24 protein-coding genes and 1 tRNA gene are annotated in these 23,113 nt (G+C 50.4%); 17 read left to right on the top strand and 8 right to left on the bottom strand.

Annotated elements, in window-relative coordinates:
• Window positions 1–164: 164 nt before the first annotated feature.
• The 3 genes from kapD (at window position 165) to DSM465_RS0114740 (ending at window position 1,657) form a co-directional block, all read left to right on the top strand.
• Window positions 165–785 (top strand): 3'-5' exonuclease KapD, encoded by a 621-nt coding sequence (kapD, locus tag DSM465_RS0114750; protein ID WP_029761678.1) that lies wholly within the window; start codon window positions 165–167, stop codon window positions 783–785.
• 74 nt (window positions 786–859) lie between these two features.
• Window positions 860–1,075, top strand: coding sequence for a hypothetical protein (locus DSM465_RS0114745; protein WP_008881802.1), 216 nt, complete (start codon window positions 860–862; stop codon window positions 1,073–1,075).
• A gap of 57 nt (window positions 1,076–1,132) precedes the next feature.
• On the top strand, window positions 1,133–1,657 hold the full coding sequence (locus DSM465_RS0114740; protein ID WP_008881801.1) for a superoxide dismutase family protein: 525 nt from the start codon (window positions 1,133–1,135) through the stop codon (window positions 1,655–1,657).
• A 152-nt stretch (window positions 1,658–1,809) separates the two neighbouring features.
• Here DSM465_RS0114740 and DSM465_RS0114735 read toward each other — a convergent pair whose 3' ends face one another.
• Window positions 1,810–2,970, bottom strand: coding sequence for a MalY/PatB family protein (locus tag DSM465_RS0114735; protein WP_029761676.1), 1,161 nt, complete (start codon window positions 2,968–2,970; stop codon window positions 1,810–1,812).
• Between the two features lie 81 nt (window positions 2,971–3,051).
• On the opposite strand from DSM465_RS0114735, the gene DSM465_RS0114730 reads away from it, so the two are divergent.
• The 4 genes from DSM465_RS0114730 to yugI all read left to right on the top strand — a co-directional run bounded on the left by DSM465_RS0114730 (window position 3,052) and on the right by yugI (window position 5,514).
• Window positions 3,052–3,318: a DUF1871 family protein gene (locus tag DSM465_RS0114730; protein WP_029761675.1), complete on the top strand. Its 267-nt coding sequence runs from the start codon at window positions 3,052–3,054 to the stop codon at window positions 3,316–3,318.
• 55 nt (window positions 3,319–3,373) lie between these two features.
• Window positions 3,374–3,874 carry an Lrp/AsnC family transcriptional regulator gene (locus DSM465_RS0114725; RefSeq protein WP_008881798.1) on the top strand — a complete coding sequence of 167 codons (501 nt, stop codon included), beginning with the start codon at window positions 3,374–3,376 and terminating at the stop codon, window positions 3,872–3,874.
• On the top strand, window positions 3,871–5,043 hold the full coding sequence (locus tag DSM465_RS0114720; RefSeq protein ID WP_029761674.1) for an aminotransferase: 1,173 nt from the start codon (window positions 3,871–3,873) through the stop codon (window positions 5,041–5,043). Before DSM465_RS0114725 ends, DSM465_RS0114720 begins: the two co-directional genes overlap by 4 nt.
• 105 nt (window positions 5,044–5,148) lie before the next feature.
• The gene (gene yugI / locus DSM465_RS0114715) at window positions 5,149–5,514 is read left to right on the top strand and encodes a S1 domain-containing post-transcriptional regulator GSP13 (RefSeq protein ID WP_008881796.1); all 366 of its coding nucleotides are present in this window, start codon (window positions 5,149–5,151) and stop codon (window positions 5,512–5,514) included.
• Window positions 5,515–5,546: 32 nt separating this feature from the next.
• Here the strand turns inward: yugI and DSM465_RS0114710 are convergent, their stop codons facing one another.
• Entirely contained in the window at window positions 5,547–5,780 is a 234-nt protein-coding gene (locus DSM465_RS0114710; protein ID WP_008881795.1) for a DUF378 domain-containing protein, read from the bottom strand.
• A gap of 149 nt (window positions 5,781–5,929) precedes the next feature.
• Here DSM465_RS0114710 and DSM465_RS0114705 point away from each other — a divergent pair, with 149 nt between their 5' ends.
• Entirely contained in the window at window positions 5,930–7,093 is a 1,164-nt protein-coding gene (locus tag DSM465_RS0114705; RefSeq protein ID WP_008881794.1) for an iron-containing alcohol dehydrogenase, read from the top strand.
• On the opposite strand, the gene DSM465_RS19455 is transcribed toward DSM465_RS0114705, so the two are convergent.
• Window positions 7,088–7,258 carry a hypothetical protein gene (locus DSM465_RS19455; RefSeq protein ID WP_008881793.1) on the bottom strand — a complete coding sequence of 57 codons (171 nt, stop codon included), beginning with the start codon at window positions 7,256–7,258 and terminating at the stop codon, window positions 7,088–7,090. The genes DSM465_RS0114705 and DSM465_RS19455 overlap by 6 nt on opposite strands.
• Window positions 7,259–7,329: 71 nt before the next feature.
• On the opposite strand from DSM465_RS19455, the gene DSM465_RS0114695 reads away from it, so the two are divergent.
• The gene (locus DSM465_RS0114695; protein ID WP_008881792.1) at window positions 7,330–8,679 is read left to right on the top strand and encodes a glucose-6-phosphate isomerase; all 1,350 of its coding nucleotides are present in this window, start codon (window positions 7,330–7,332) and stop codon (window positions 8,677–8,679) included.
• 333 nt (window positions 8,680–9,012) lie between these two features.
• Window positions 9,013–9,417 carry a YugN-like family protein gene (locus DSM465_RS0114690; RefSeq protein ID WP_011888104.1) on the top strand — a complete coding sequence of 135 codons (405 nt, stop codon included), beginning with the start codon at window positions 9,013–9,015 and terminating at the stop codon, window positions 9,415–9,417.
• Here DSM465_RS0114690 and DSM465_RS0114685 read toward each other — a convergent pair.
• Entirely contained in the window at window positions 9,414–10,409 is a 996-nt protein-coding gene (locus tag DSM465_RS0114685; RefSeq protein ID WP_029761673.1) for a potassium channel family protein, read from the bottom strand. The two genes, DSM465_RS0114690 and DSM465_RS0114685, sit on opposite strands and share 4 nt — an antisense overlap.
• Before the next feature lie 113 nt (window positions 10,410–10,522).
• On the opposite strand from DSM465_RS0114685, the gene DSM465_RS0114680 reads away from it, so the two are divergent.
• The 5 genes from DSM465_RS0114680 (at window position 10,523) to DSM465_RS0114660 (ending at window position 16,799) form a co-directional block, all read left to right on the top strand.
• A complete protein-coding gene (locus DSM465_RS0114680; RefSeq protein WP_008881789.1) occupies window positions 10,523–10,720 on the top strand; it encodes an H-type small acid-soluble spore protein in 198 nt (65 codons plus the stop codon).
• A gap of 1,514 nt (window positions 10,721–12,234) precedes the next feature.
• Window positions 12,235–15,417, top strand: coding sequence for an efflux RND transporter permease subunit (locus DSM465_RS0114675; RefSeq protein WP_008881788.1), 3,183 nt, complete (start codon window positions 12,235–12,237; stop codon window positions 15,415–15,417).
• A 277-nt stretch (window positions 15,418–15,694) separates the two neighbouring features.
• Window positions 15,695–15,973 (top strand): hypothetical protein, encoded by a 279-nt coding sequence (locus tag DSM465_RS0114670; RefSeq protein ID WP_050772226.1) that lies wholly within the window; start codon window positions 15,695–15,697, stop codon window positions 15,971–15,973.
• 20 nt (window positions 15,974–15,993) lie between these two features.
• Window positions 15,994–16,494: a GNAT family N-acetyltransferase gene (locus DSM465_RS0114665; RefSeq protein WP_008881786.1), complete on the top strand. Its 501-nt coding sequence runs from the start codon at window positions 15,994–15,996 to the stop codon at window positions 16,492–16,494.
• 56 nt (window positions 16,495–16,550) lie between these two features.
• A complete protein-coding gene (locus tag DSM465_RS0114660; RefSeq protein ID WP_029761672.1) occupies window positions 16,551–16,799 on the top strand; it encodes a hypothetical protein in 249 nt (82 codons plus the stop codon).
• Between the two features lie 161 nt (window positions 16,800–16,960).
• Here the strand turns inward: DSM465_RS0114660 and DSM465_RS0114655 are convergent, their stop codons facing one another.
• A complete protein-coding gene (locus tag DSM465_RS0114655; RefSeq protein WP_394359150.1) occupies window positions 16,961–17,833 on the bottom strand; it encodes a thermonuclease family protein in 873 nt (290 codons plus the stop codon).
• Window positions 17,834–18,140: 307 nt separating this feature from the next.
• Here DSM465_RS0114655 and DSM465_RS0114650 point away from each other — a divergent pair, with 307 nt between their 5' ends.
• Window positions 18,141–19,730 carry a DnaD domain-containing protein gene (locus DSM465_RS0114650; RefSeq protein ID WP_029761670.1) on the top strand — a complete coding sequence of 530 codons (1,590 nt, stop codon included), beginning with the start codon at window positions 18,141–18,143 and terminating at the stop codon, window positions 19,728–19,730.
• Window positions 19,731–19,896: 166 nt separating this feature from the next.
• Here DSM465_RS0114650 and DSM465_RS0114645 read toward each other — a convergent pair.
• Together DSM465_RS0114645 and DSM465_RS0114640 are read right to left on the bottom strand one after the other, a co-directional pair.
• A tRNA-Ala gene (locus tag DSM465_RS0114645) sits at window positions 19,897–19,969 on the bottom strand.
• Between the two features lie 69 nt (window positions 19,970–20,038).
• Window positions 20,039–20,716: an MgtC/SapB family protein gene (locus DSM465_RS0114640; RefSeq protein WP_008881781.1), complete on the bottom strand. Its 678-nt coding sequence runs from the start codon at window positions 20,714–20,716 to the stop codon at window positions 20,039–20,041.
• Window positions 20,717–20,773: 57 nt separating this feature from the next.
• On the opposite strand from DSM465_RS0114640, the gene DSM465_RS0114635 reads away from it, so the two are divergent.
• Complete coding sequence (locus tag DSM465_RS0114635; RefSeq protein WP_008881780.1) at window positions 20,774–21,682, top strand: DMT family transporter; 909 nt, start codon at window positions 20,774–20,776, stop codon at window positions 21,680–21,682.
• Here the strand turns inward: DSM465_RS0114635 and DSM465_RS0114630 are convergent.
• Complete coding sequence (locus tag DSM465_RS0114630; protein ID WP_008881779.1) at window positions 21,653–22,471, bottom strand: protein-glutamine gamma-glutamyltransferase; 819 nt, start codon at window positions 22,469–22,471, stop codon at window positions 21,653–21,655. The genes DSM465_RS0114635 and DSM465_RS0114630 overlap by 30 nt on opposite strands.
• Window positions 22,472–23,113 lie beyond the last annotated feature (642 nt).

Raw genomic sequence — 23,113 nt, 5'->3', positions numbered from 1 at the left:
AAATCAAAATAGCGGGATGTCCTTCTTTCTCTTAAAGCAGTCAAGTTTTTTCCGACATCCGCCCCTTTTTCGCCATTTTCTGAAAAAAGAAATAAACAATCGCTTTCCCGTGATATAATAATAGTAAGACGGACTGTGGCTGTGCGGAAAGGAGGGAAGCGATGATGGACGTCCCGCAATATTTGTTTCTCGATTTTGAATTTACGATGCCGGAAACAAAAACGACCCCGAACGGGTTTTCTCCGGAAATTATTGAAGTTGGCCTTGTAGCGGTCGTTGACGAGCAAATCGTGAACCAATTTTCCTCTTATGTGAAACCGCTCCGTTTTCCGCAACTCACCGACCGGTGCAAGTCGTTTCTCAATATCACCCAAGAGCAAATTGACAGCGGAATGAGTTTTTATGAGCTCGTTTCCTTGCTTCGGCAATATGACCGCGAGCGCCCGACGACGGTTGTAACGTGGGGAAACATGGATATGAAAGTGCTCCGGGAAAACTGCCAGTCGGCGCGAGTGGAATTTCCATTTACCGGAGAGCACCGCGATTTGGCGATGGAGTATAAGCGCTTTTTCGGCAACAAAAATCAAACGGCGTTGCGCAAGGCTGTGCAAGAGTACGGAAACGAAGGGATTGGAAAAGCCCATTGTGCGCTCGATGACGCATTTACCGCGTATACGATTTTCCGGCTCATTGAAAACGATAAAAAATATTTGGCGAAGACAAAGCCGCCGACGATTGGGGAGCGGATCGATTTCACCCAGCTGCGGAAAAAATTCGCTTTATAGCTGCTGTATTGGTGGCAGCTTTTTTTGTGCTATAATGAGGATGGACGATTTTGAGTCAGAAAGGTTGTCTAACGATGTGGCCATGGGTGCTGAATCTATTTTTATACTTTCCGGAAGATAAGAGGGAGTATATTCCTGCGGTCATTTCAATGACCGTGTTTTTGCTCATTGCGGTGTTCACGATGCGGCTCATCATTGTCATTTCGCGTCGTCAAGAGAAAGAAGCGGAACGGCTCGAGCAAGAGCTGTATGGCAACAAGGACGAGTCCGGGCCGAGGTCGGATGTATAAAATGGGCTCCCTTCGGCAATACTGGCGGGTAACATCTGCCATGCTGGGGGGAGTTTTGTGTTGCAGGGAAAATATGGGATTCTTTTGGCTGTGGCGCTCGTTTTAGCTGGCTGCGGCCAACAGAGCGGTATGAGTCGGACGGTGGAGATGATCAATGCCGACAGTGATCCGATTGGCACGATTGAACTGACGGAACAAGCGGAGGGAGTCCGGCTGAAGCTTGACTTAGAAGGGCTTCCGCCAGGAGAGCATGCCATTCATATTCATGAAAAAGGAAGTTGCGAGCCGCCCGATTTTCAATCGGCTGGCGGACATTACAACCCTGACGGGAAAAAGCACGGACTTCTCCACCCAGAAGGCGCGCATGCCGGTGATTTGCCAAACATTATTGTCAAAGAGGACGGCACGGTCAACGTCGAACTGACGGCGCCGAACGTGACGTTAAAAGAAGGAGAAAAAGGGTCGTTGTTGACGAAGGACGGAACGTCAATCGTTATTCATGCCAAGAAAGACGACGGCATGACCCAACCGGCGGGAGATGCCGACGAGCGCATCGCCTGCGGGAAAATCAAGTCATCTTGAACGCTCTCTCCTGCACTTCCGGGGGAGGCATCGCGGTTTGAGATCATAAAAAGGTGTCCCAACATAAGCAACGGGACACCTTTTTTATTGAGGAGCGACAAACGACACGTGGCGTTTAAGACTCCCACCTCATGCCGATGGATGGGCATGATCTAGCGCAGCGCGAGAACCAACCGACGCAGTCCTTCTTCTAGCGTCGAGCGCGGGCAGGCGACGTTCAGACGGAGGAAGCCGCTCCCTTCCGCCCCGAATTTGCTGCCGAACTCAACGGCGATTTTTCCTTTTTCGAGAAGCTGTTTTTTGAGTTCGGCTTCGGACAGGCCGAGACCACGGCCGTCGATCCAGACGAGATAGGTCGCCTGCGGGCGGATGGGGCGAAGAATGGGCAGTTCCGCTGCGAGATGGGCGATGGTTGTGTCGATGTTTTGCTGCAAATACGCAAGCAAGGCGTCAAGCCATGCCTCGCCATGGCGGTAAGCCGCTTCCGCTCCGGCAATGGCAAATGCATTGAGCGTGAAAAACCCTTGCCGCTGTTGAACGCGGCGGAACGCCCGACGCCGCGACTCGTCGGGAATGATCGCTTCGGCCGCCTGCAAACCGGCGAGGTTGAACGTTTTCGTCGGCGCACGGAACGTGGCGCTTTGCGCCGCCAACTCCGGATGGAGGGAGGCGAACGGAATATGCCGATAGGGTGGGAACGTCAAATCGGCGTGAATTTCGTCGGAAAGGACGAAGACGCCATGTTTGAAACATAGTTCCCCAAGCCGTTCGAGTTCTCCTTTTGTCCACACCTTGCCACCGGGGTTATGCGGGTGGCAAAGGATGAGCAATTTTGCTCCAGGCAGTTTTCGCTCCAAGTCGTCCCAGTCGATGACATAATTGTCTTCAGTCAAGCGAAGGGGGCTAAGCACGAGCGTGCGATCATGGCGGCGGACGAGATCAAACAGCGGCCGGTAAACGGGGGAAAAGACAACGACGCGGTCTCCAGGCTCTGAAAACGCCTCAATGGCAGCGGCGACCGCCGGCACGACACCGTGGGCAAACACAAGCCAGGTCGGATCGATTTCCCACTCGTGGCGACGTTTGAGCCATTCGCCCACCGCTTCTTTCAACGAATCAGGAATGACGGTGTAGCCAAAAATTCCGTGTTCTATTCGCGCTTGCAGCGCTTCTTGTACGGTTTTGGGAGCCGGAAAATCCATGTCGGCGACCCACATCGGCCACACATCTTTATGGCCGAACAAACGCTCAACATCATCCCATTTCACCGACTGCGTGCCCCGGCGGTCGATGACTTGGTCAAATGAAAACATCGTATCTTCTCCCTTCTTTTTTTCAGGTCGATGGCTTATAATTGGTATATCCCAATCAAGAAAGAAGGTGGATGGCGGCGCATGGACGGACAACAATTGAACCGGCTGCTTCTTGAGACCATTGGCGCCTGGGATCCGTTCGGCTACGGAAATGACGCGTACGAGATAGAAGCGATTGACGTGCTTCAGGCCGTATATCATACGGATGATGCCCACACGCTCGCTGCTTGCATTCAGTCTATATATGAATTCGCGTTTGACAAAACAATTCCTTTTCGCGACTGCCTAAAACTTGCTAATCGGCTGCTCGAGCTGAAACGGATGGCATCTTGTTCATTCCCGGCATGACGACGGTCAGCCGGGCTATCGGTTTAGCGAAACGGTTTAAAGGGAGGGATGTTCCGTGAAACTGAGCGATAAAGAACTGGAAATTATCGAAATATTGGAAAAAGATGCGCGGACTCCGATCGATGTGCTGGCGAAAATGATTGATTTGCCGGTGGAAGAAACAGAGGCGCTCGTCCACAAATTAGAAGAGGCGAACGTGATTGTCCAGTATACGACGCTTGTCGATTGGCGGAAGGTCGATGGCCACGAAGGGGTGACGGCGATGATCGATGTGAAAGTCACCCCGAAGCGCGGCGTCGGCTTTGATGAGGTGGCAGAGCGCATTTACCGTTTCCCGGAAGTCAAATCGGTGTATTTAATGTCCGGCGCCTATGATTTGTCGGTCGTCATTGAAGGTCGGTCGATGGCGGAAGTCGCCCAGTTTGTTTCGGAAAAACTGTCAACGCTTGATTCCGTCATTTCGACGACCACCCATTTCATTTTGAAAAAATATAAACATGACGGCACGATATTCGACAAAGGAGATCAAGATCGCCGCATCGTGGTGGCACCATGAATCCGCAAACGAAAAAAATGTATGTGTCAGAAACGGTTGCCAGCTTAAAGCCATCCGGCATCCGCCGGTTTTTCGATCTCGCTTCGAGCCTTGACGGTGTCATTTCCCTCGGTGTCGGCGAGCCGGACTTTGTCACATCGTGGAGCATCCGCGAGGCAAGCATTTTGTCGCTCGAGCAAGGCTATACGTCCTATACAGCCAACGCCGGTTTGCTCGAGCTGCGCCAAGAAATCGCCGCCTATTTGCGCCGCAAGTTTCATGTGGAATACCGTCCGGAGACAGAAATTTTAGTGACGGTTGGGGCGAGCCAAGCGATTGATTTGGCGCTAAGGGCGATTGTCAATCCAGGTGATGAAGTGATCGTGGTGGAACCGAGTTTTGTCGCTTATGAACCGCTTGTTGTGCTCGCCGGCGGGACGCCAGTGATCGTCCATGCGTCTGGCGCCGACGGGTTTCAGCTCATGCCGGCGCACATCGAACGAGCGATCACTGAGCGGACGAAGGCCGTGATCATTTGTTCGCCGAACAATCCGACCGGAACGGTGCTTAGCCCAGCGGAACTCAAAGCGCTCGCCCGCTTGGCGGAGAAGCATGATTTGCTGGTCATTGCCGACGAAATTTACGCCGAGCTCACGTATGAAGGTGAGCATACAAGCATAGCTGCTGTTCCCGGCATGCGCGAACGGACGATTTTGATTTCGGGCTTCTCCAAAGGATTTGCGATGACCGGTTGGCGGCTCGGTTTTGCGGCAGCGCCGGAAGAGCTTTTGCAGGCGATGTTGAAAATCCACCAATATGCGATGATGTGTGCGCCGACGATGGCGCAATACGGCGCCCTTGAAGCGCTCCGCAACGGGGAGCACGAGGTCGAACAAATGCGCAACAGCTACCGGCGGCGACGCAATTATTTCGTCGCCTCGCTCAATGAAATCGGGTTGCCGTGCCACTTGCCGGGAGGCGCGTTTTACGCGTTTCCATCCATTCGCCATACCGGCTTGACGTCCGAACAGTTTGCCGAGCGGTTGCTTTTGGAAGAAAAAGTGGCCGTTGTCCCTGGCAATGTCTTTGGTACAAGCGGAGAAGGCTATATTCGCTGTTCGTACGCTTCGTCGCTTGAGCAGCTGCAGGAAGCGATTAAGCGGATGAAACGGTTTTTGGAACGCTTGTAATCGACGATGTTCTGCCATGGGCAGGACATCTTTTTTTGGGTTTTCCCTTTCGGTTATGTTATAATACAGAAACGTAGATGAAACTAGCCAATAGGAGTGTTTTGCTTGCCAACGATGAAACGAGGAGCGATTGTGAAAGGGAAGGTGACAGGCATCCAGCCATATGGCGCGTTCGTCCAGCTTGAGGGCGGCATGCAAGGGCTCATTCATATTTCAGAAATTTCGCACCGCTTTGTAAAAAATGTGCGCGATTATGTCCATGTCGGTGACGAAGTGACCGTCAAAGTGCTCGATGTCGACTATAAGGCAGGGCGAGCGAGCCTGTCCTTAAAGGCGCTTGAGCCAGGTAGAGAGAAGCAAAAGCGCCAGACGCGCATGAAAATGTCGTTTGAACCTGGCTTTCGTCCGTTAAAAGAAAAGTTGCGTGAATGGATTGAGCAATCCAAGAAGGAAGATTTACCGAAAAAATAAGACACCCACCGCCAGGCGGTGAGTGTCTCCCGTCATGTGCGTGTCGGGTTTGGTTCGGTGCGCTCAAGCTCTTCAGCCGGCTTGAACAACAACGCTAAGTTGACCAAGCCGGCGAGACCGACAAGGCTGTAAATAATGCGTGACCAAGCCGAATCTTGTCCACCGAAAATGGCGGCAACTAAATCAAATTGAAAAAATCCAATCAGTCCCCAATTGATCGCACCAATGATTGTCAACAACAAGGCAATGCGTTGCCATGTTCCCATCCTGTATACCTCCTTTGAAAAATTTCCTTCAGTCACTTATAGGATGAATCATAGCCGCAGAAAATATGCATGATTTGCCGTCGAAGCGTCCGGCTTTACAACAACGACGTCTGTCCCCATAATAAGAAGCAAAAGGAGGAAGATACATAATGCAAAATTTTACGTTTCGCAATCCGACCAAACTCATTTTTGGGAGAGGACAAATTGAGCAGCTCAAAGAAGAAGTGCCGAAATATGGCAAAAAAGTGCTGCTTGTCTATGGGGGCGGCAGCATTAAACGAAACGGACTATATGATGAAGTCATGAGCCTATTGACGGACATTGGCGCCGAAGTCGTTGAACTGCCAGGCGTCGAACCGAACCCGCGCCTTTCGACCGTCAAAAAAGGGGTAGACATTTGCAGACGGGAAGGAATTGAATTTTTGCTTGCCGTTGGCGGCGGCAGTGTGATCGACTGTACGAAAGCGATTGCAGCCGGCGCGAAATTTGATGGCGATCCGTGGGAGTTCATTACGAAAAAAGCGACTGTCACTGAGGCGTTGCCGTTTGGGACGGTCCTGACGCTGGCGGCGACCGGATCGGAAATGAACGCCGGATCGGTGATCACCAATTGGGAGACGAAAGAAAAATACGGCTGGGGCAGCCCGGTGACATTCCCGCAATTTTCGATTTTGGATCCGACGTACACGATGACGGTGCCGAAAGACCATACCGTTTACGGCATCGTCGATATGATGTCCCATGTGTTTGAGCAATATTTCCATCATACGCCGAACACGCCGCTGCAAGATCGGATGTGCGAGGCAGTGTTAAAAACGGTCATTGAGGCGGCGCCAAAATTGGTAGACGACTTAGAGAACTACGAGCTGCGCGAGACGATCATGTACTCGGGCACGATCGCCTTAAACGGCTTTCTGCAAATGGGCGTGCGCGGTGATTGGGCGACGCATGATATCGAGCATGCGGTCTCTGCTGTATACGATATCCCGCACGCCGGGGGATTGGCCATTTTGTTCCCGAATTGGATGAAACATGTGCTTGATGAAAATGTCAGCCGTTTCGCCCAACTGGCGGTGCGCGTCTTTGACGTCGATCCGACGGGCAAAACGGAGCGCGACGTGGCGCTTGAGGGCATCGAGCGGTTGCGCGCGTTTTGGTCGAGCCTCGGGGCGCCGTCTCGCTTGGCTGATTATGGCATCGGCGAGGAAAATCTCGAGCTGATGGCGGATAAAGCGATGGCGTTTGGTGAGTTTGGCCGTTTCAAAACGTTAAATCGTGATGATGTGCTCGCCATTTTGCGTGCGTCTTTATAAGAAACCTTCAAAGCCGGCCGGCGACTTGAATGCTAGGTCGGCTTTTTTTGATGGCAGCCACATGTCAAATGTAGCGGCCCCGACCATCGCACGTTGGCTGCCGAAGAAAGCCGTATAGATCGGCAAAAAATTGTCGGAATTGAATCCGTTTTCAATTGAGAGCATCGCTTGATTTCCCTTGCCCGTTCCGCTAAAGTGAAAGAAGGCAATGATTATTGAATGGGAGGAAGAATTGAATGACCCATATTCGTTTCGACTATTCCAAAGCGCTCGCTTTTTTTGGTGAACACGAACTTACATACTTGCGCGATGCGGTGAAAGTCGCACACCATTCGCTCCATGAAAAAACTGGAGTCGGCAATGACTTTTTAGGATGGTTAGACTGGCCGGTCAACTATGACAAAGAAGAATTTGCGCGCATCAAGCAAGCGGCGAAAAAAATTCAATCAGACTCCGATGTCCTTCTTGTCATCGGTATCGGTGGCTCGTATCTCGGGGCGCGTGCGGCGATTGAGATGCTGCATCATTCGTTTTACAACGCCTTGCCGAAAGAGAAGCGGTCCACACCGCAAATCATCTTTGTCGGCAACAACATCAGCTCGACGTATATGAAAGATGTCATTGATTTCCTTGAAGGAAAAGACTTCTCGATTAACGTCATTTCCAAATCGGGAACGACGACTGAGCCGGCGATCGCTTTCCGTATTTTCCGCAAGCTGCTTGAAGACAAATACGGCAAAGAAGAAGCACGCCGCCGCATTTACGCAACGACCGACCGTGCACGCGGCGCACTGCGGACGCTCGCTGACGAGGAAGGATACGAAACGTTTGTGATTCCGGATGACATCGGCGGTCGCTATTCAGTGTTGACGGCGGTTGGATTGCTGCCGATCGCTGCCAGCGGCGCTGACATCGACGCCATGATGGAAGGGGCAGCGAAGGCGCGCGAAGACTTCAGCCGCTCGGAGCTCGAAGAAAACGCAGCTTACCAATATGCGGCCATTCGCAACATTTTGTACAACAAAGGAAAAACGATCGAGTTGCTCGTTAACTACGAACCAGCCTTGCACTATTTCGCTGAATGGTGGAAGCAGCTGTTCGGCGAAAGCGAAGGGAAAGACCAAAAAGGCATTTATCCGGCTTCGGCTGACTTCTCGACCGACTTGCATTCGCTCGGCCAATACATTCAAGAAGGTCGCCGTGATTTGTTTGAAACGGTGCTGAAACTTGAAGAGCCGCGCCATGAATTGGTCATCGAAGCGGAAGAAAGCGACTTAGACGGGCTGAACTATTTAGCCGGCCAAACGGTCGATTTCGTCAACACGAAAGCGTTCGAAGGGACGCTTCTCGCCCATACGGACGGCGGCGTGCCGAATTTGGTTGTCACTTTGCCGAAGCTTGATGAATACACGTTTGGCTATCTCGTTTACTTCTTTGAAAAGGCATGCGCCATGAGCGGCTATTTGCTCGGGGTGAACCCGTTTGACCAGCCAGGTGTTGAGGCGTACAAGAAAAACATGTTCGCCCTCTTAGGCAAACCGGGTTACGAAGAGCTGAAAGACGAACTGGAGAAACGGTTGAAATAACAAAAGGATGGTCAAGCCGCTTTTTCTCGGCATGTACGGCCGGTTTCGGCCGCATTTTCCAGAGTGAATCGAAACGAACAACGCCTCTTCTCCTTTAGTCGGGGGAAGAGGCGTTTTTTGTTTATGACTTTGACGCTCGTTGAAGGCGAATGGCAGAAATGGTGAACGATGAATTCCTTCCGCGGCGGCATGTTGCCATTGAAAGACAGTCCATCGTTTCTGCATGGCTTTGTTTGCATCTCATCAGTCCATTTTTCGCCAAGTGCCAGAGTCTGGGATGGGCAAATAATTGCCGCTAAACGGGAAACGATAAAAGGAAAGGAGGGGTTGTGCATGATTGAAATTCCATCACGGTTAGAAGGAAAGCAGTTTCAACTTTATGATTTAGAGCAAAAATTAAAGCCGCTCGGTTATGTGATTGGCGGCGGCTGGGATTACGATCATGGCTATTTTGACTATAAAATCGCTGACCATGTAGGTTACCAATTTTTGCGCGTGCCGTTTCAAGCAGTTGATGGACAGCTCGATTCACATGGCACAACGGTCGAGCTCGGGCGTCCGTTTTTGCTTGCGCATAAATATCAGCGCGGCATTGACGATTTTGCTGATGTCGGCAATGTGGGAGCGGCATTCAACCAGTTTTCCGAACCGCAAGACCCGGATGCGACCGTTCCGGAGCAATATATTTCCGTCGGCAAAGCGCTCGTTCAAGACCTGGAGCGCCTCCTGCTCGATTAAGGAACAAACACGAACAGGCGATCATGTTCTTCGATCGGGCGCTGCGGCAAAATGGAAAGGTTCCCATTGTCCCCGCGGATGACACCAAGCAGCGTGATATTTTGCTCAAGCAGCAGCTGCTGAACGGTGGCGAACGGCTGGCCGATTTGTTGCTCGGTGGGGGGGAGAAGGCGCAAGGTTTGTTCGCCAAATCGACCGAGCATTCTCTCGATGGCGCCGGCGACTCCCGGTGAGCGAAGGCTGGCCGCCATCGCAGTGCTCGCCAGCAAGTTCGTTTGAACCACTTCATCCGCTCCGGCGCGAAAAGCGTTTTGGACATTGCGGGCGGTCAATATTTCCACGATGGCATACACCGACGGGTTGAGGCTCTTGGCAGCGAGCAGCGCGACGATCGTATCTTTATCGGCGTCCTCTTCTGCTTTATGCGGGTCGGCGGTAATGATCACAAACTGAGCATGGCCAATATTGGCCTTTTCAAGTACCGCATCATCGTGTGCCGACCCTTTAATAAAATGAAAAGGAACGTGTGGAAGCGGATGGGATGGTACAGTAGCGTCGATCAGGACAAAGCGGGGCAGCGAATCTTGTCTAGCGAAGCGAAGCAGCATTTCGCGTGCCCGCTCATTCCAACCGACAATAATGACGTGTCCCCGCTCTGTATATGGAAGCTGCCCGTTCGTATGCGCCGTTTCCCGAGAAGCTGCTGCTGCCGATATCGAAGCGAAATAAGCAGCGATGATTCCAGTGCCGAGGGCGATAAGCACCATCGCAGCAAGCTTTCCCGCGAGCGTTTTCGGAACGATATCCCCATAGCCGATCGTCGTTGTCGTCACGCTCGCCCACCAAATGCCATCAAAGATGTTGCGGAATGTCTCCGGCTCAATCACATGCATCAGTGCACCAAACAAGACGATAATGGCGCTCGCGATAGCGAACAGACGGAGAACGGTTGACATCCGCCAATAGGAAACAAGCAAGTTCCTCATTTTCATCATCTATCCCTCTTTTGGTTGATTCCTTCTTTAGTGTGGACGGTTTTTGCATAAACATTCCTGTTCTTTTCCATACTAGGAAACGAAACGTCAGTGAAAGGGGATAGTGGGTTATGGATATGAACCGTGTGAAACAAATCGTTTCATCACCTGCCGATATTCCTGTGTATTACAACGGGGTATCGGTTTGGATTGACGGGTATGACGAAGAAAACCAAATGGCAACTGTCCATTTGCGCGACGGCCGGCTCAATGAGCGTCGGGACGTGCCGGTGGCCGAACTGGAGGAAAAAGGAGAAGCTGCCCACTAACCGAATGAGCCAAGACAGCCTTTGTTTCGATCCAGTGTAGATGCAAGACAGCAATCGTTCCCCCACCGTTTACCGCCTTCTTGTCATAAAAGACGTCGGGGCCTTTGTGTCGATTTCCACCCGAATGAACCGCCCTCTCATTGAACGAGGGCGGATTTTTGTTGGTGTTTTAATGAACAAATGATGTATGGAAGTCATACCGACGGTCAAGGTGTATATTATGTTGAAAAAGACATCTTACAAAAGCTAAGATTAAAAATGAGAATGTAACTAGCACATTATTTTGAACTGTCTTTTTCCAATTATTTCAGTTCAAAATCACAAATCTGACTATGTTTTTCTCATCAGTGTAAAATTCTCGGGAAGGACCTCGTAGATCCTTCCATTTTTTATTCGATGGCCCGAATAACTAGAATCCAAAGGCATTGTATAACTAATCAAGGGGCTCCCATGTATCTTTTTGTTGCACTTCCTGTTGTAATTGCATACGCTTCGTTAACTCTTTTTTCTCATAATAAATGTCCCGTCGAAACCAGAGTTAATATTGAGCAAATATTGTGTTAAAAAAAGACGAAAAAGGTAGGGTTATTCCAACAGGCCATTCAACTAAATAAAGGAGAAACATCAATATAAGGGGAGAATCAATGAATCATCATCAGCTTTTGAGGAATAGCTGACTTTTTAGTTGGAACGTTTCATCAAGACATGGGGTCGTCGGAACAATCGTTAGTTAGTTTTATCCATGAAGCAATGAAAGGATGTCTTAGAACGCTTTGCTTGTTTTTAGGAGTACGAATACATCCGAAAAAGAGAAAGAAGACTTTGTTCAATTACATACGGAATTTGATTTTCTATTGGATTCACATCTTTAGAATGGATAGAACATGTAGTCAAACAATGAAAAGAAGCTATTAAACCAACATAGTTAGGAAATGGTTTGGGGACTTGATGGAGCAGGCGCTCTTTCAAGAACTTTTTATTTCCTGCCGGTGAGTCATCTAATCAAGTGAAAAAGGAGCATGAGCCCGACGCTTTTTCAAGCTCCATACGGTAACTGCACATATCCTCCATCTTGCTTTTCTTATATCCTTTGTTTTGCTTATCTACGTGGCGATTGCCGGATTGTCCCAACCGGATGTATTCGCCGCGCGGCTGTTCACGTAATTTTACGGTCAAAAAACAAAAGCCAACCGCAGAAGCAAGATCATCCATGTCTTTTTTACACAGTTGAATCCAAAATACGTCTTGAGTCGTAATTAAAAATATGTCGCTAGAGCATAACAAAAGATGGGAGGTGTGTGATAAGGTGGAACCTGAATGAAGAAAAGACGGGATGGTTGGCCTAGAAATAGGCTCGAATACATAGCAGCATGTCGGATCGATGTTCAGCAATCAGATGAGGTGGGTTTCCCATTTTGACAAATGACCATTTGGTCAATTAGTATATAACTTGTGACCGTACAGTCATAGTGGAGTGGAACCAATATGATCATGGATTTAAAGGGGAGAAGCGCGTGAGGAAAGTCATTCAGTTTTCGCTCAATAATAAGCTCGCCATTTGGATTTTGACGATTATTGTTGCTGTGGCAGGGTTGTATTCGGGAATGAACATGAAACTCGAAACGATCCCGAACATTAACGTTCCGTTCATTTCCGTCTCGACGGTCTATCCGGGGGCTACGCCGGAAGAAGTGGCCAAGAAGGTGACGGAGCCGATTGAACAGCGGGTCGAACATTTGGACGGTGTCACGGTTGTCCGTTCCTCTTCCTTTCAACATGCATCGTTTGTACAAATTGAATATGAGTTCGACAAAGATATGGAAAAAGCGCAAAATGAAGTGAAAGAGGCGCTTAGTCATTTGAAGCTGCCTGATGGGGCGCAGGAGCCAGACGTTTCCCGGATTAGCTTTTCCGCTTTTCCGGTCATCTCATTAAGCGTGACCAATCCGGACGAATCGTTGGCTGAGCTGACGGAAACGGTTGAGCGTCATGTCGTCCCGGAATTGGAGGGCATCGACGGCGTTGATTCGGTTGAAGTCGCTGGCCAGCAAATGCAAGAAGTGAACATTCGATTCGATGAACAGAAGTTGAAGCAGTACGGGCTGACTGAACAATCGGTCATCAACGTCATTCAGGCTTCCGCTGTTTCACTTCCGCTCGGTCTGTACACGTTTGGAGATACGGAAAAATCGGTCGTCATCGACGGACGCATCGTCACGGTCGATGACTTAAAAGCGCTCCGCATTCCGATCGCCCCTGCTAATGGAGCAGCGCAGTCACCGATGGCAGGCGGCGAAGGAATGGGAGCGGCCGGTCAGATGCAAGGAATCGCGGCAGGTCAAGGAGCAGCGGCCCAAATGCAAGGCGCCGCTTCCGGCCAAGCAGGTACATCTCCTTCGATTCCTTCTGTTTCGTTGAGCGATCTGGCTGAAGTGGAAGTCGTCGCTAAAGCAGAATCGATTTCGCGGACGAACGGTGAACCGTCAATCGGCGTGCAAATCGTGAAAGCGCAAGACGCTAATACGGTCACTGTCGTCAACGCCGTCAAGGAAAAAATCAAAGATCTCGAGAAGCGCTATGACGGGTTGCGCATTATCACCGTGTTTGACCAAGGGCAGCCGATTGAAGATTCGGTGAACACGATGGTGGACAAAGCAGTGTTTGGCGCACTGTTTGCGGTCATTGTCATTTTCCTGTTTTTGCGCAACATCCGCACGACGTTGATTTCCGTCGTGTCGATTCCGCTGTCGCTGTTGATTGCGATTTTGCTGCTGTATGAGATGGATATTACGCTCAATCTCATGACGCTTGGTGCCATGACGGTGGCGATCGGCCGCGTCATTGACGATTCGATCGTTGTTGTGGAAAACATTTACCGGCGCATGACATTGCCGGATGAACCGCTCACTGGAAAAGAACTGATCGTCTCGGCAACGAAAGAAATGTTTATCCCGATCGCGTCGTCGACGATTGTAACGGTGGCCGTCTTTTTGCCGCTCGGATTGGTCAAAGGGATGGTTGGCGAGCTGTTTTTGCCGTTTGCGCTAACGATCGTGTTTGCGTTACTCGCCTCGCTAATTGTTGCGGTTACCGTTGTTCCGGCGTTGGCTCACTGGCTGTTCCGCAATGGCGTGGCAGCGAAACGCGTCCGGGCAAAGGAAAGAAAAAGCCTCTTGGCGTCTTGGTATAAAACGGTGCTCCGTTGGTCGTTGGATCATAAACTCATCGTGAGCGGCGCAGCCGTGCTGCTGCTTGTCGCAAGTTTGTTCCTCGTCCCGTATGTTGGGGTCAGCTTCTTGCCATCTGATGAGCAAAAAATGATCGTTGCTACGTACAGTCCTGCTCCGGGGCAAACGGTGGATCAAGTGGAACGCATTGCCAAAGAAGTGGAGGCGTTTTTCGAGAAGCGCGACGGAGTAAAGAACATTCAACTGTCTGTCGGCGGGGGCAACCCGATGAACCCGGGTCAGGACAATGCAGCGCTGTTTTATGTCGAGTATGACCCCGATGTGAAAAACTTTGCCGAAGAGAAGGAAAAAGTGATGAAGGCGCTTGATGAGCGCGGAGACAAAGGGGAATGGCAAAGCCAGGACGTTTCGGGCACCGGGACATCCAATGTGATTGAGCTTAACGTGTATGGAGATCAAATGGAAGAAATCGAGCCAATTGTTGAGAAAGTAGCGGACATTTTGCGCGATCATGATGGGTTGACCAATGTGAAAACAAGCATGTCCGCCCGGTTTGAAGAATATACGCTTGTCGCCGACCAGAAAAAATTAAGTGAATTCGGGCTGACTGCTGCACAAATCGCCGCAGCGTTGTCCGAGAATGGCGAGCGCCAAGCGATTGCGACGGTTAAGCAAGATGGTGAAGATCTCAACGTCTACATTGCAACGGAAAAAGAGCAATACGACGATATTCGAGATTTGATGAAGAAAACGATCGTGTCGCCGCTCGGTGTTCAAGTGCCGATTGAAGATGTGGCCGAGTTGAAAAAAGGACATACGTACAGTGAGGTTCAGCGCTATGACGGCCGAGTATACGCGAGCGTGTCGGCGGAAGTGAAAACGAAAGACGTCGCCGCTGTGTCGGCAGACGTGCAAAAGGCCATCGACAAGCTGCGCGTTCCGTCCAATGTCGATGTCCACATGGGAGGAGTCACCGAAGATATCGAAGAGGCGTTCACCCAGCTCGGATTGGCGATGCTCGCTGCCGTAGCGATCGTATATTTTGTGCTTGTCGTCACGTTTGGTGGCGGGCTGGCGCCGTTTACGATTTTGTTCTCGCTGCCGTTTACCGTCATCGGTGCGCTGCTGGCTCTGTTTATTGCTGACGAAACCATCAGCATATCGGCGCTGATCGGCATGTTGATGTTGATTGGGATTGTGGTGACGAATGCGATCGTCTTAATCGACCGTGTCATTCATAAAGAACGCGACGGATTGTCGACGCGCGAGGCGCTTTTGGAAGCGGCCGGAACGCGCTTGCGCCCGATTTTAATGACGGCCATTGCGACCGTCGGCGCGTTGCTTCCGCTTGCGTTTGGAATGGAAGGCGGGGCGTTGATTTCGAAAGGACTCGGCGTGACCGTCATCGGTGGATTGACGAGCTCTACACTTTTGACCCTGATCATTGTCCCGATCGTTTATGAGACCTTGATGAAGTGGAAGAAAAAAGGCGCTTCCGCAAGCGAGTGACGAGCACTCGCGTCTTGACTTCTATAGGCGGGGATGCTCGCCGATCGTTGGACGCCGCTTTGTCGCTGCGTTAGAGGAAGAAATGTTCATGCCTTCGTCATTCGACGTTGTCGCTTCATTGGGGTGACGTAAAGATAAGACGGTTGCGTTGTTTTGCAGATGGGCGTTGCCATTCTGGTAAACACAAAACGGCGTGAGTCTGGGATGACCGAACTCACGCCGTTTTTTTGCCTTTGTCGGAGGAAGGCGGGGCCTTCGTGGGAGAGCGGGCTGCGTCTTGGAGAAAGAAACGGGCCGCCGTCCTAAATGGGGGACACGGGTGATTGGGCGGGGGACAGTCGCTTTGCGGTGCGGGCGCGCCGGCAATAACAAGCGAGGCACAGGTGAACATATGAAGAAGGCGCGAACGTCCCCCATTTCTGATAAAATAGGAGTGCGCGTCATTTGGGAACACGGGCTGAGAAACGCCGCAAGCGACACGATACAAAACGAGCTGGCGTTTCGTGTTCTTTCGCTGTACATAGAGATGTTTCTGATTTTTGAAATGAAAGGCTGATGGAAAAAGGGGGATGCCAAATGGAGCGATGGTTGATTCGTGATGCAACGGCGGCGGATTTGCCGCAAATCGTCCGCATTTATAATGAAACGATTCCAAGCCGGATGGTGACGGCGGACTTGGAGCCGGTGTCAGTGGAAAGCCGGAGAGCGTGGTTTGAAGCGCACGATCCGCACCATCGGCCGCTCTGGGTAGTCGAAGATGACGGTGTCATTTGCGCCTGGCTTAGTTTCCAATCGTTTTACGGCCGCCCGGCGTACCGCCATACGGCCGAAGTGAGCATTTATATTGCCGAATCGCACCGCGGTCAAGGGCTTGGGACGAAGCTGCTCAAGCGGGCGATCGACAAGGCGCCGGCGCTTGGAATGAAGACGCTGCTCGGTTTTATTTTTGCCCATAACGAACCGAGTTTGCGGCTGTTCTCTCGCTTCGGGTTTGAACGGTGGGGCTATTTTCCGCGTGTTGCTGAGCTTGACGGCATTGAGCGCGATTTAGTCATCGTCGGCAAACGGCTCGTATAAAATGGTGATGGATCGGGCACTTATAATCATGACGATGTATGGAAAGAGGGAATAACATGAATGTGATGCCCATCCGGCTGTTTACGATTCAAGACGGGGAGGGGTTTGTCGCCGACGCGTTTCAATGCCCGGTGACCGGCAACTTGATTTACAAATCGTCTGGCACCCCGTCGGTCATTGCGTACACAGAATTGACCGATGAGCAAATCATGCGCCTCGAAAAATACGGCTTCCGTCGGCTCGGGATGGAGCCGGGGCGAATGGCCAATGATGCCGGTGTTGAAGAATTGCTTCCGAAGCAATGACAAGAAACAACGGGGAAACATTTGTTTACGGAAATCATTAAGGAAGCTGTTTTCAAAGCCAAGGCGGGAATGAATAACTTTTTTGAAGCAAAACCGGCAACTTGCTTTCGATGAAAAAAGACCTGTCCGACACGGACAGGTCTTTTTGGTGTTGGCGGTCGTTATTTCAGCTGGCGGATGAGCCAATACACCCCTGCAGCCGCCGCTGCACCGAGCAACGTATAAAGGGCGAGACCGCTTGATGGCTCCGAAGTTCGTTCTTCTTGCTCACGGTTACGTTCACGATCGGCTTCGTTCGTCTCCTCTTCGGTCTGCGGATTGGTTTGCGCCGGCTCTGCTTTCGTTTTCGAATCGACTTTCGGCTTCTCCTCGGCAGAGTGCCCACTGTATATGCCGACGCCATTTTGTCTGGCTTCCTCGTATGCTTTGCGGATGCGTTGTTCGTATTTGTAATCGCCATAGTCATAAAAGTCCTCGACTAGCCCGGCTTTAGCGAGCTCTTCTTGCAACAGGCGATCGTCGACCCATACCCAAGCGAGCAGCCGTTGGTATTTGTCAAACAACGTATTTCCATCTGTTTCAAGCACAATGTCCCCTTTTTTCAGTCGGGAACACGTAAACTGGCTCGCTTCTTTTCCGTATGGTTCGACTTCGATGGTGCTTTCTGGGGTGTCGATGAACAAAAAGCGCGTCGTATACACGTGGCCGTTCACACGGAATTTGGCCGTGTCTCCGTCAATGCACTTCACCAATGCCGCTTTGTATGTCCGGCCAAGCCGCAGCGAAGCATTGTCCTCTTTTCCCCCGAGCGTATGGCCGTCTAAGTCAATCCGTTCTGGAGTGAGGTTCCGTTTGCACCGTTCATTGCCGTTATATTTTTGAATGAGCTTGACCAGCTCTTCTTTCGTTTTCGCCTGCTTCGCCAATGCGGTCGGTTCGTGCAACAAGTAGGTGCAGTCACTGTTGCGGAAATGCCCGCCCAATTCATCCAATGTGCCTGGATGGGCGAAAACGGAAGCGGGAAATAGAATCATCAGGCAAAAAAACAAAATCGCAGTTTGTTTCAAAGCTCTCCCTCCGATCGAAAAGGTGTTGCTGTTTCAGCAAAGACGCGATGAAAGCAACGGAACATGTCGATTTGCTCTTTGAACGCATATTCAACCGTTTTTGGCGTATTTTTGGCGTTTTTTAGCGTGAAATCGGGCTAAAATCGCTGCTGTCGCGCCATTAGGTGATTTGATGGCATTCGAAATAAAGTTTATCAAAGAAAGGGAGCAATCATAAAGCCATTTCGCTGCGAACGAGTTCTTCATTCATCGTTTATGAAGGGGGAGAGGGACGATGACCAAATTGCTTTTAGACGACGAGCCGTTAATCATTTTACCACAGCTCGCTGTGGCGATCGGATTGAACGAAAGCATTATCGTACAGCAATTGCACTATTGGCTCGAGAAAAGTGAAAATGTTCGTGACGGCTACAAATGGGTGTACAACACGTATGGAGATTGGCAGAAGCAATTCCCGTTTTGGTCGGAAAGTACGATTCGCCGGATCATCACAAAGCTCGAAAAGCTCGGGATCATCGTTTCGGCGAATTTTAACCGCTCCAAAATCGATAAAACGAAATGGTATCGGATCGATTACAACCAACTGGCCGAATGGACGCAAAAAATAATAGCTAGGCAAAAGGAACAGCCACCGGGGGCGAATGGCGGTCCAGCGGGGGACAGCGGTTCAACCGTTCTCGATCGCCTTGCAACTGTTTCTTATGGTGCGTCGATGTCCCACGATGGCGATTCAACTGTTCCAGATCGCATGCCGATGTTTCAAGGAGGCATGTCAACCGTTCAAGACGGCAAGGGGCTAGGTTCCGATGCCGCTTCCATCGCTCGAGACGACCGTGGGGCGTCTTTTGATGGCATGCCGATCGTTCTGACGATACCAAATCAACGGACAGAGGGAGACATCGCTTGTTCATCTTTCCAAAACGAACAAATGGCAGGTGAAACGGCCGATCCACCTCCTCAACATGGACAACTGAGCGATGAATTGGCTGATCGATCGGTTCAACATGGATGGACGAAAGGGAAATCGGATGATCCGTCGATTCAAAATAGATGGGCGACAGAGCAAATGGCCTGCCCACCCGTTCCCATCGGGCAGCTGGCGGATGAAATTGCCCATTCATCGGTTCAACATGAGCGGCCAGCAGATGAAGTGGCCGATTTGCCGGTTTTCATTGGACGATCCGTCGATGAATGGGTTCGGCCGTCTGTCCAAAATGAGTGGTCGATGGATGAAATCCACCGTCCATCTGCCCAAAACGGGCGGCCGACGGGCGAAATCGCCCGACCATCTGTTCAAACTGAGCCGTCCAGCTGGTCAAATTGGTCAATCGGGGTGCTCAATGTGAACAGCCCGATACCAGAGAATACGACAGAGATCACATCAGAGAGGAACAGAGAAGAGAAAGAAGATGATGAGCGCGTGCGCGCCTACAAGGAGATTGTTCGTTTCTATGAGCAAAACGGATTTGGGGTGATCGGAGGATATTTGCGGGAAAAAATCAATATGTGGGTGGATGACACGTCCGAGGAATTAGTCTTAGAAGCGTTAAAAATTGCGGTGGAAAACGGGGCGAAACGGTGGGTGTACGTCGAGACGATCTTGCGCGACTGGATGGAAAAAGGGTATCGAACGGTCGACGAAGTGCGTGCGGCACGGCTTGCGTTTCGAAAGCAGCGGCTGAACCAACGGTCTACCTCTTCTTCAACGGAGAGCAGTCGAACGATGCGGAAGCCGATTCGCACAGAGATCGTGCCGGATTGGCTGAACATGGACTACAGCCAGCCGGAAGATGACGACTTTGACATCGAACAAGCGCGCCGGGAGCTCGAGGAGCGCTTAAAAAAATATAAAGAACCATCCTGAAAGACGATCTCCATGGGATGAAGGGAACGGCGGGCGTCCCTCGCATGTGACTTTGCCGCCCGCCGTTCGTTAGGAGATTACGGCCGCGGATTCGTCGACGAAGCGTTTCGGTGTGAGACCTTTCCCAGTCAAACAAAAAACCCCTTGCCACGCAAGGGGGGGTGAATGGAGCATACCGGGCTCGAACCGGTGACCTTCGCGCTGCCAGCACGACGCTCTCCCAACTGAGCTAATGCCCCAAAAGAATATGGATGATTTGTCCAGTTCCTATTATATCTAGATGAATGGCTGTTGGCAATCTTTTTTTATCAGCCGCTTTCAATATCGACATGAACGATCGCGTCAATGGAGCGGATGGTGTAATAAATGTCAGCGGTCGAGCGTCGTTGGTCGACGACAGCCCTTAGTTTCAATAAATGCTGGTTTTCTTCCACATCTTTAATGCGCATCGTTTTAATATTGATGTGCTGCTGTTTTAAATGATCAATCACTTTCGTAATATTGTTTTCATCGGCGACTGTAATTTGCAGCATCACTTCTTTTTCACGCAGCTGCTTCGGTCCGAAAAAATTAATTAAAAATGGAATGAGTTCGACACTGACAATGAGCAGCGCCACACCGAACGCTGATTCCCAATAAAAGCCTGCGCCGACGGCCACCCCGATGCCCGCGGCCCCCCAAATGATCGCAGCCGTCGTCAATCCGGTGATGCTGTCGTTACCGCGGCGTAAAATCACGCCAGCTCCTAAAAAACCGACCCCGGATACGATTTGGGCGGCCAGACGGAGCGGATCCATCGTAATATGATCTTTCGATGGGAAGATGTACGCTGATTCAATCGAAACGATCGTCAACAAGCAGCTGGAAATGGAAATGACAAGGCACGTTTTTAAACCGACTGGTTTTCGTTTCAATTCCCGTTCCAGCCCGATAATCAACCCGAGGATGGCTGAAATCCCTAATTTGAGGAACGGATCGAACACCATTTTTCTCACCTCGTTCGTGATATAATGTAAGAAAACAGTTGGCAAGGAGATGGAGAGATGAAACCGCCAAGTTCGGCAAAGGCGTATGTCGCCTTATTGATCGGTGCGCTCGCTGTGTCGACATCGGCCATTTTCGTCAAATGGTCACAAGCGCCATCGGCGGTTATTGCCTTTTATCGGCTCTTTTTCGCCGTCGTGATCATGACGCCGTTTTGTCTCCGTCATATCGATGAACTAAAGCGCATCTCCCGGCGCGACTGGTTGTTTTCCGTTTGTTCCGGCGTGCTACTTGCGTTTCATTTTATTCTTTGGTTTGAATCGCTCGACTATACCTCTGTTGCGAGCTCAGTCGTGCTTGTGACGTTGCAGCCGCTGTTTGCTTTTGCTGGAGGAGCGATCTTTTTCCGTGAACGGCTAACGATCGGTGCGATCGGGAGCGCTCTTTTGGCCATTGTCGGAAGCATCCTCATCAGCTGGGGCGACTTTCGCGCCAGTGGAGAAGCGCTGTATGGGGACGTGTTGGCATTATTGGCGTGCGCGATGGTGACAGCGTACTGGCTATTCGGTCAAGAATTGCGCCAGCGATTGTCGCTTATGACGTATACATATATCGTCTATGGCATCAGCGCTGCGACATTGTATTTGTATACCGTACTATCCCGCTTTTCCCTAACAGCGTACCAACCGACCGACTGGCTTTGTTTTCTTGCTTTAGCCATCATCCCGACACTGTTCGGCCATTCCGTAATGAACTGGGCAGTCAAATGGGTGAGCGCATCGACCGTGTCGATGGCCATTTTATTGGAACCTATTGGCGCTTCAGCCTTGGCGTATTGGCTGTTTGACGAACAGATCCGCCTGTTTCAATGGATCGGCGGTATTTTTATTTTAACAGGAATTGGCTTGTATTTGTGGGAGAAAAACGAAAAAGGGCCGCTAACGATACAAGAAAGTAGCGGACCCTAACGTTCCGATGATAAACGATGGGCGGAGCGGCAAGCGGAATTCGTTCAACGGGCGGGCGAATTGGGACAAATACGTGAAGTTGACTTGCGTAATTTGGGGGAGAAGATAGGCGGATTTCGTCGCTCCCGGTTTTCGCTTCCGATTGAGTGCATCGATAATGACCTCTTTTGGGTGAATGCCGATGCCATGCCCGTAAAACAAGCCGTTGCCCAAGTAAATCGTATTTTCCCCCTGCCATTGCGGCGTCGTCGGATCGAACTCCGGGTTTTTAAAATAAAGACAGTCCCCAGGGAGAAAGTGTTCTCCCTTTTTTGTATGGATGCCAAGATCGCGGTCAGTATGCCAGTCATACAGGAGTAGATCGGCGAACAGGCGATTAAACGCTGATACGTCAATCGTATCGAGCACGGCTTTGTAAAAGACGATGACGATGGCAGTTGCACATTCAAAGGCGTATCGTTCACTGTTAACGAAAATGTCTTTGATGGCCTCTGAAGGAGGGATGCCCGGTCGCAGCTGAAAACCACCTCGCTCGTCCCGCTCCCAAAACTCGCTGTTGCAGCGTGAAAAACGAAAAATGGCAAACCGCGCCCGGCTCTTTGCTAAGTCGACTGCAGCTTGGACGATGTTAGCACGCAGCGCAATTTCAAATCGCAGCTGTTGTTCATTTGGATATGTGTACAGCACGGGCGAAGAAATAAGAGCGTTTAGGATCGCCTGCTCGTTTTTCGAAAGGGAAGACGAGTAAGACGGGCTCAAACCGGACGGTAAAGCTAAAATGCGGATCAAAGTCTAGATGCCTCCTTGAAAACAACATATTATATTGAAATGTATGCGTCCGCCGGTGGGCGTATTCATTCATTTTGAACAAAACTGATCAGTTATGGTGTAAGAAAGATCAGGTACTGTCCTTTATGGTTTTTGGTAACAACAATGAGGCATACACAACCCCGCTTGATGTTTCAGTTATAGAAGGTAGGAAGGAGCCTATCTCTAAACGTTTTTTTATAATACGGGGAAGAAGTGGGACTGTCGATTTTGCTTTCTTGTGTAATGACTATTGATGGTGGGATCAAGAAAAGGGTTCGCAACGAATATCGTTGTGTGGAGGATTAGAGAGGTTGCCAAGGAGAAGGATTACGTATTAAGATAATGGGAAGTGGGGACTTTTGAGAAGAGTACAGTTTAAAAAAACCAAAAAAAATTTTAAAAAAAGGTATTGCATTTTGGAGATTAGGGTGGTATATTAAATAGCGTCGCTGCTGAACAAGATGTTCGGCGGTGATGAGAAAGAAAAAAGTGGTTGACATCGGAAAGATGTTATGCTAATATAAAGAAGCTGCTTGCGAGAGATAAGTTCGATGAACTGGTTCTTGCAAGAGAAAGCAATTTATATCGACTAATCTCGTTCCTTGAAAACTGAACGAAACG

Origin of the sequence: Geobacillus thermodenitrificans subsp. thermodenitrificans DSM 465, assembly GCF_000496575.1 — a bacterium.
Classification (GTDB): Bacteria; Bacillota; Bacilli; order Bacillales; family Anoxybacillaceae; genus Geobacillus; species Geobacillus thermodenitrificans.
Note: the sequence above shows the minus strand (reverse complement) of the source record. Positions and strands in the feature narration are given on the sequence as shown.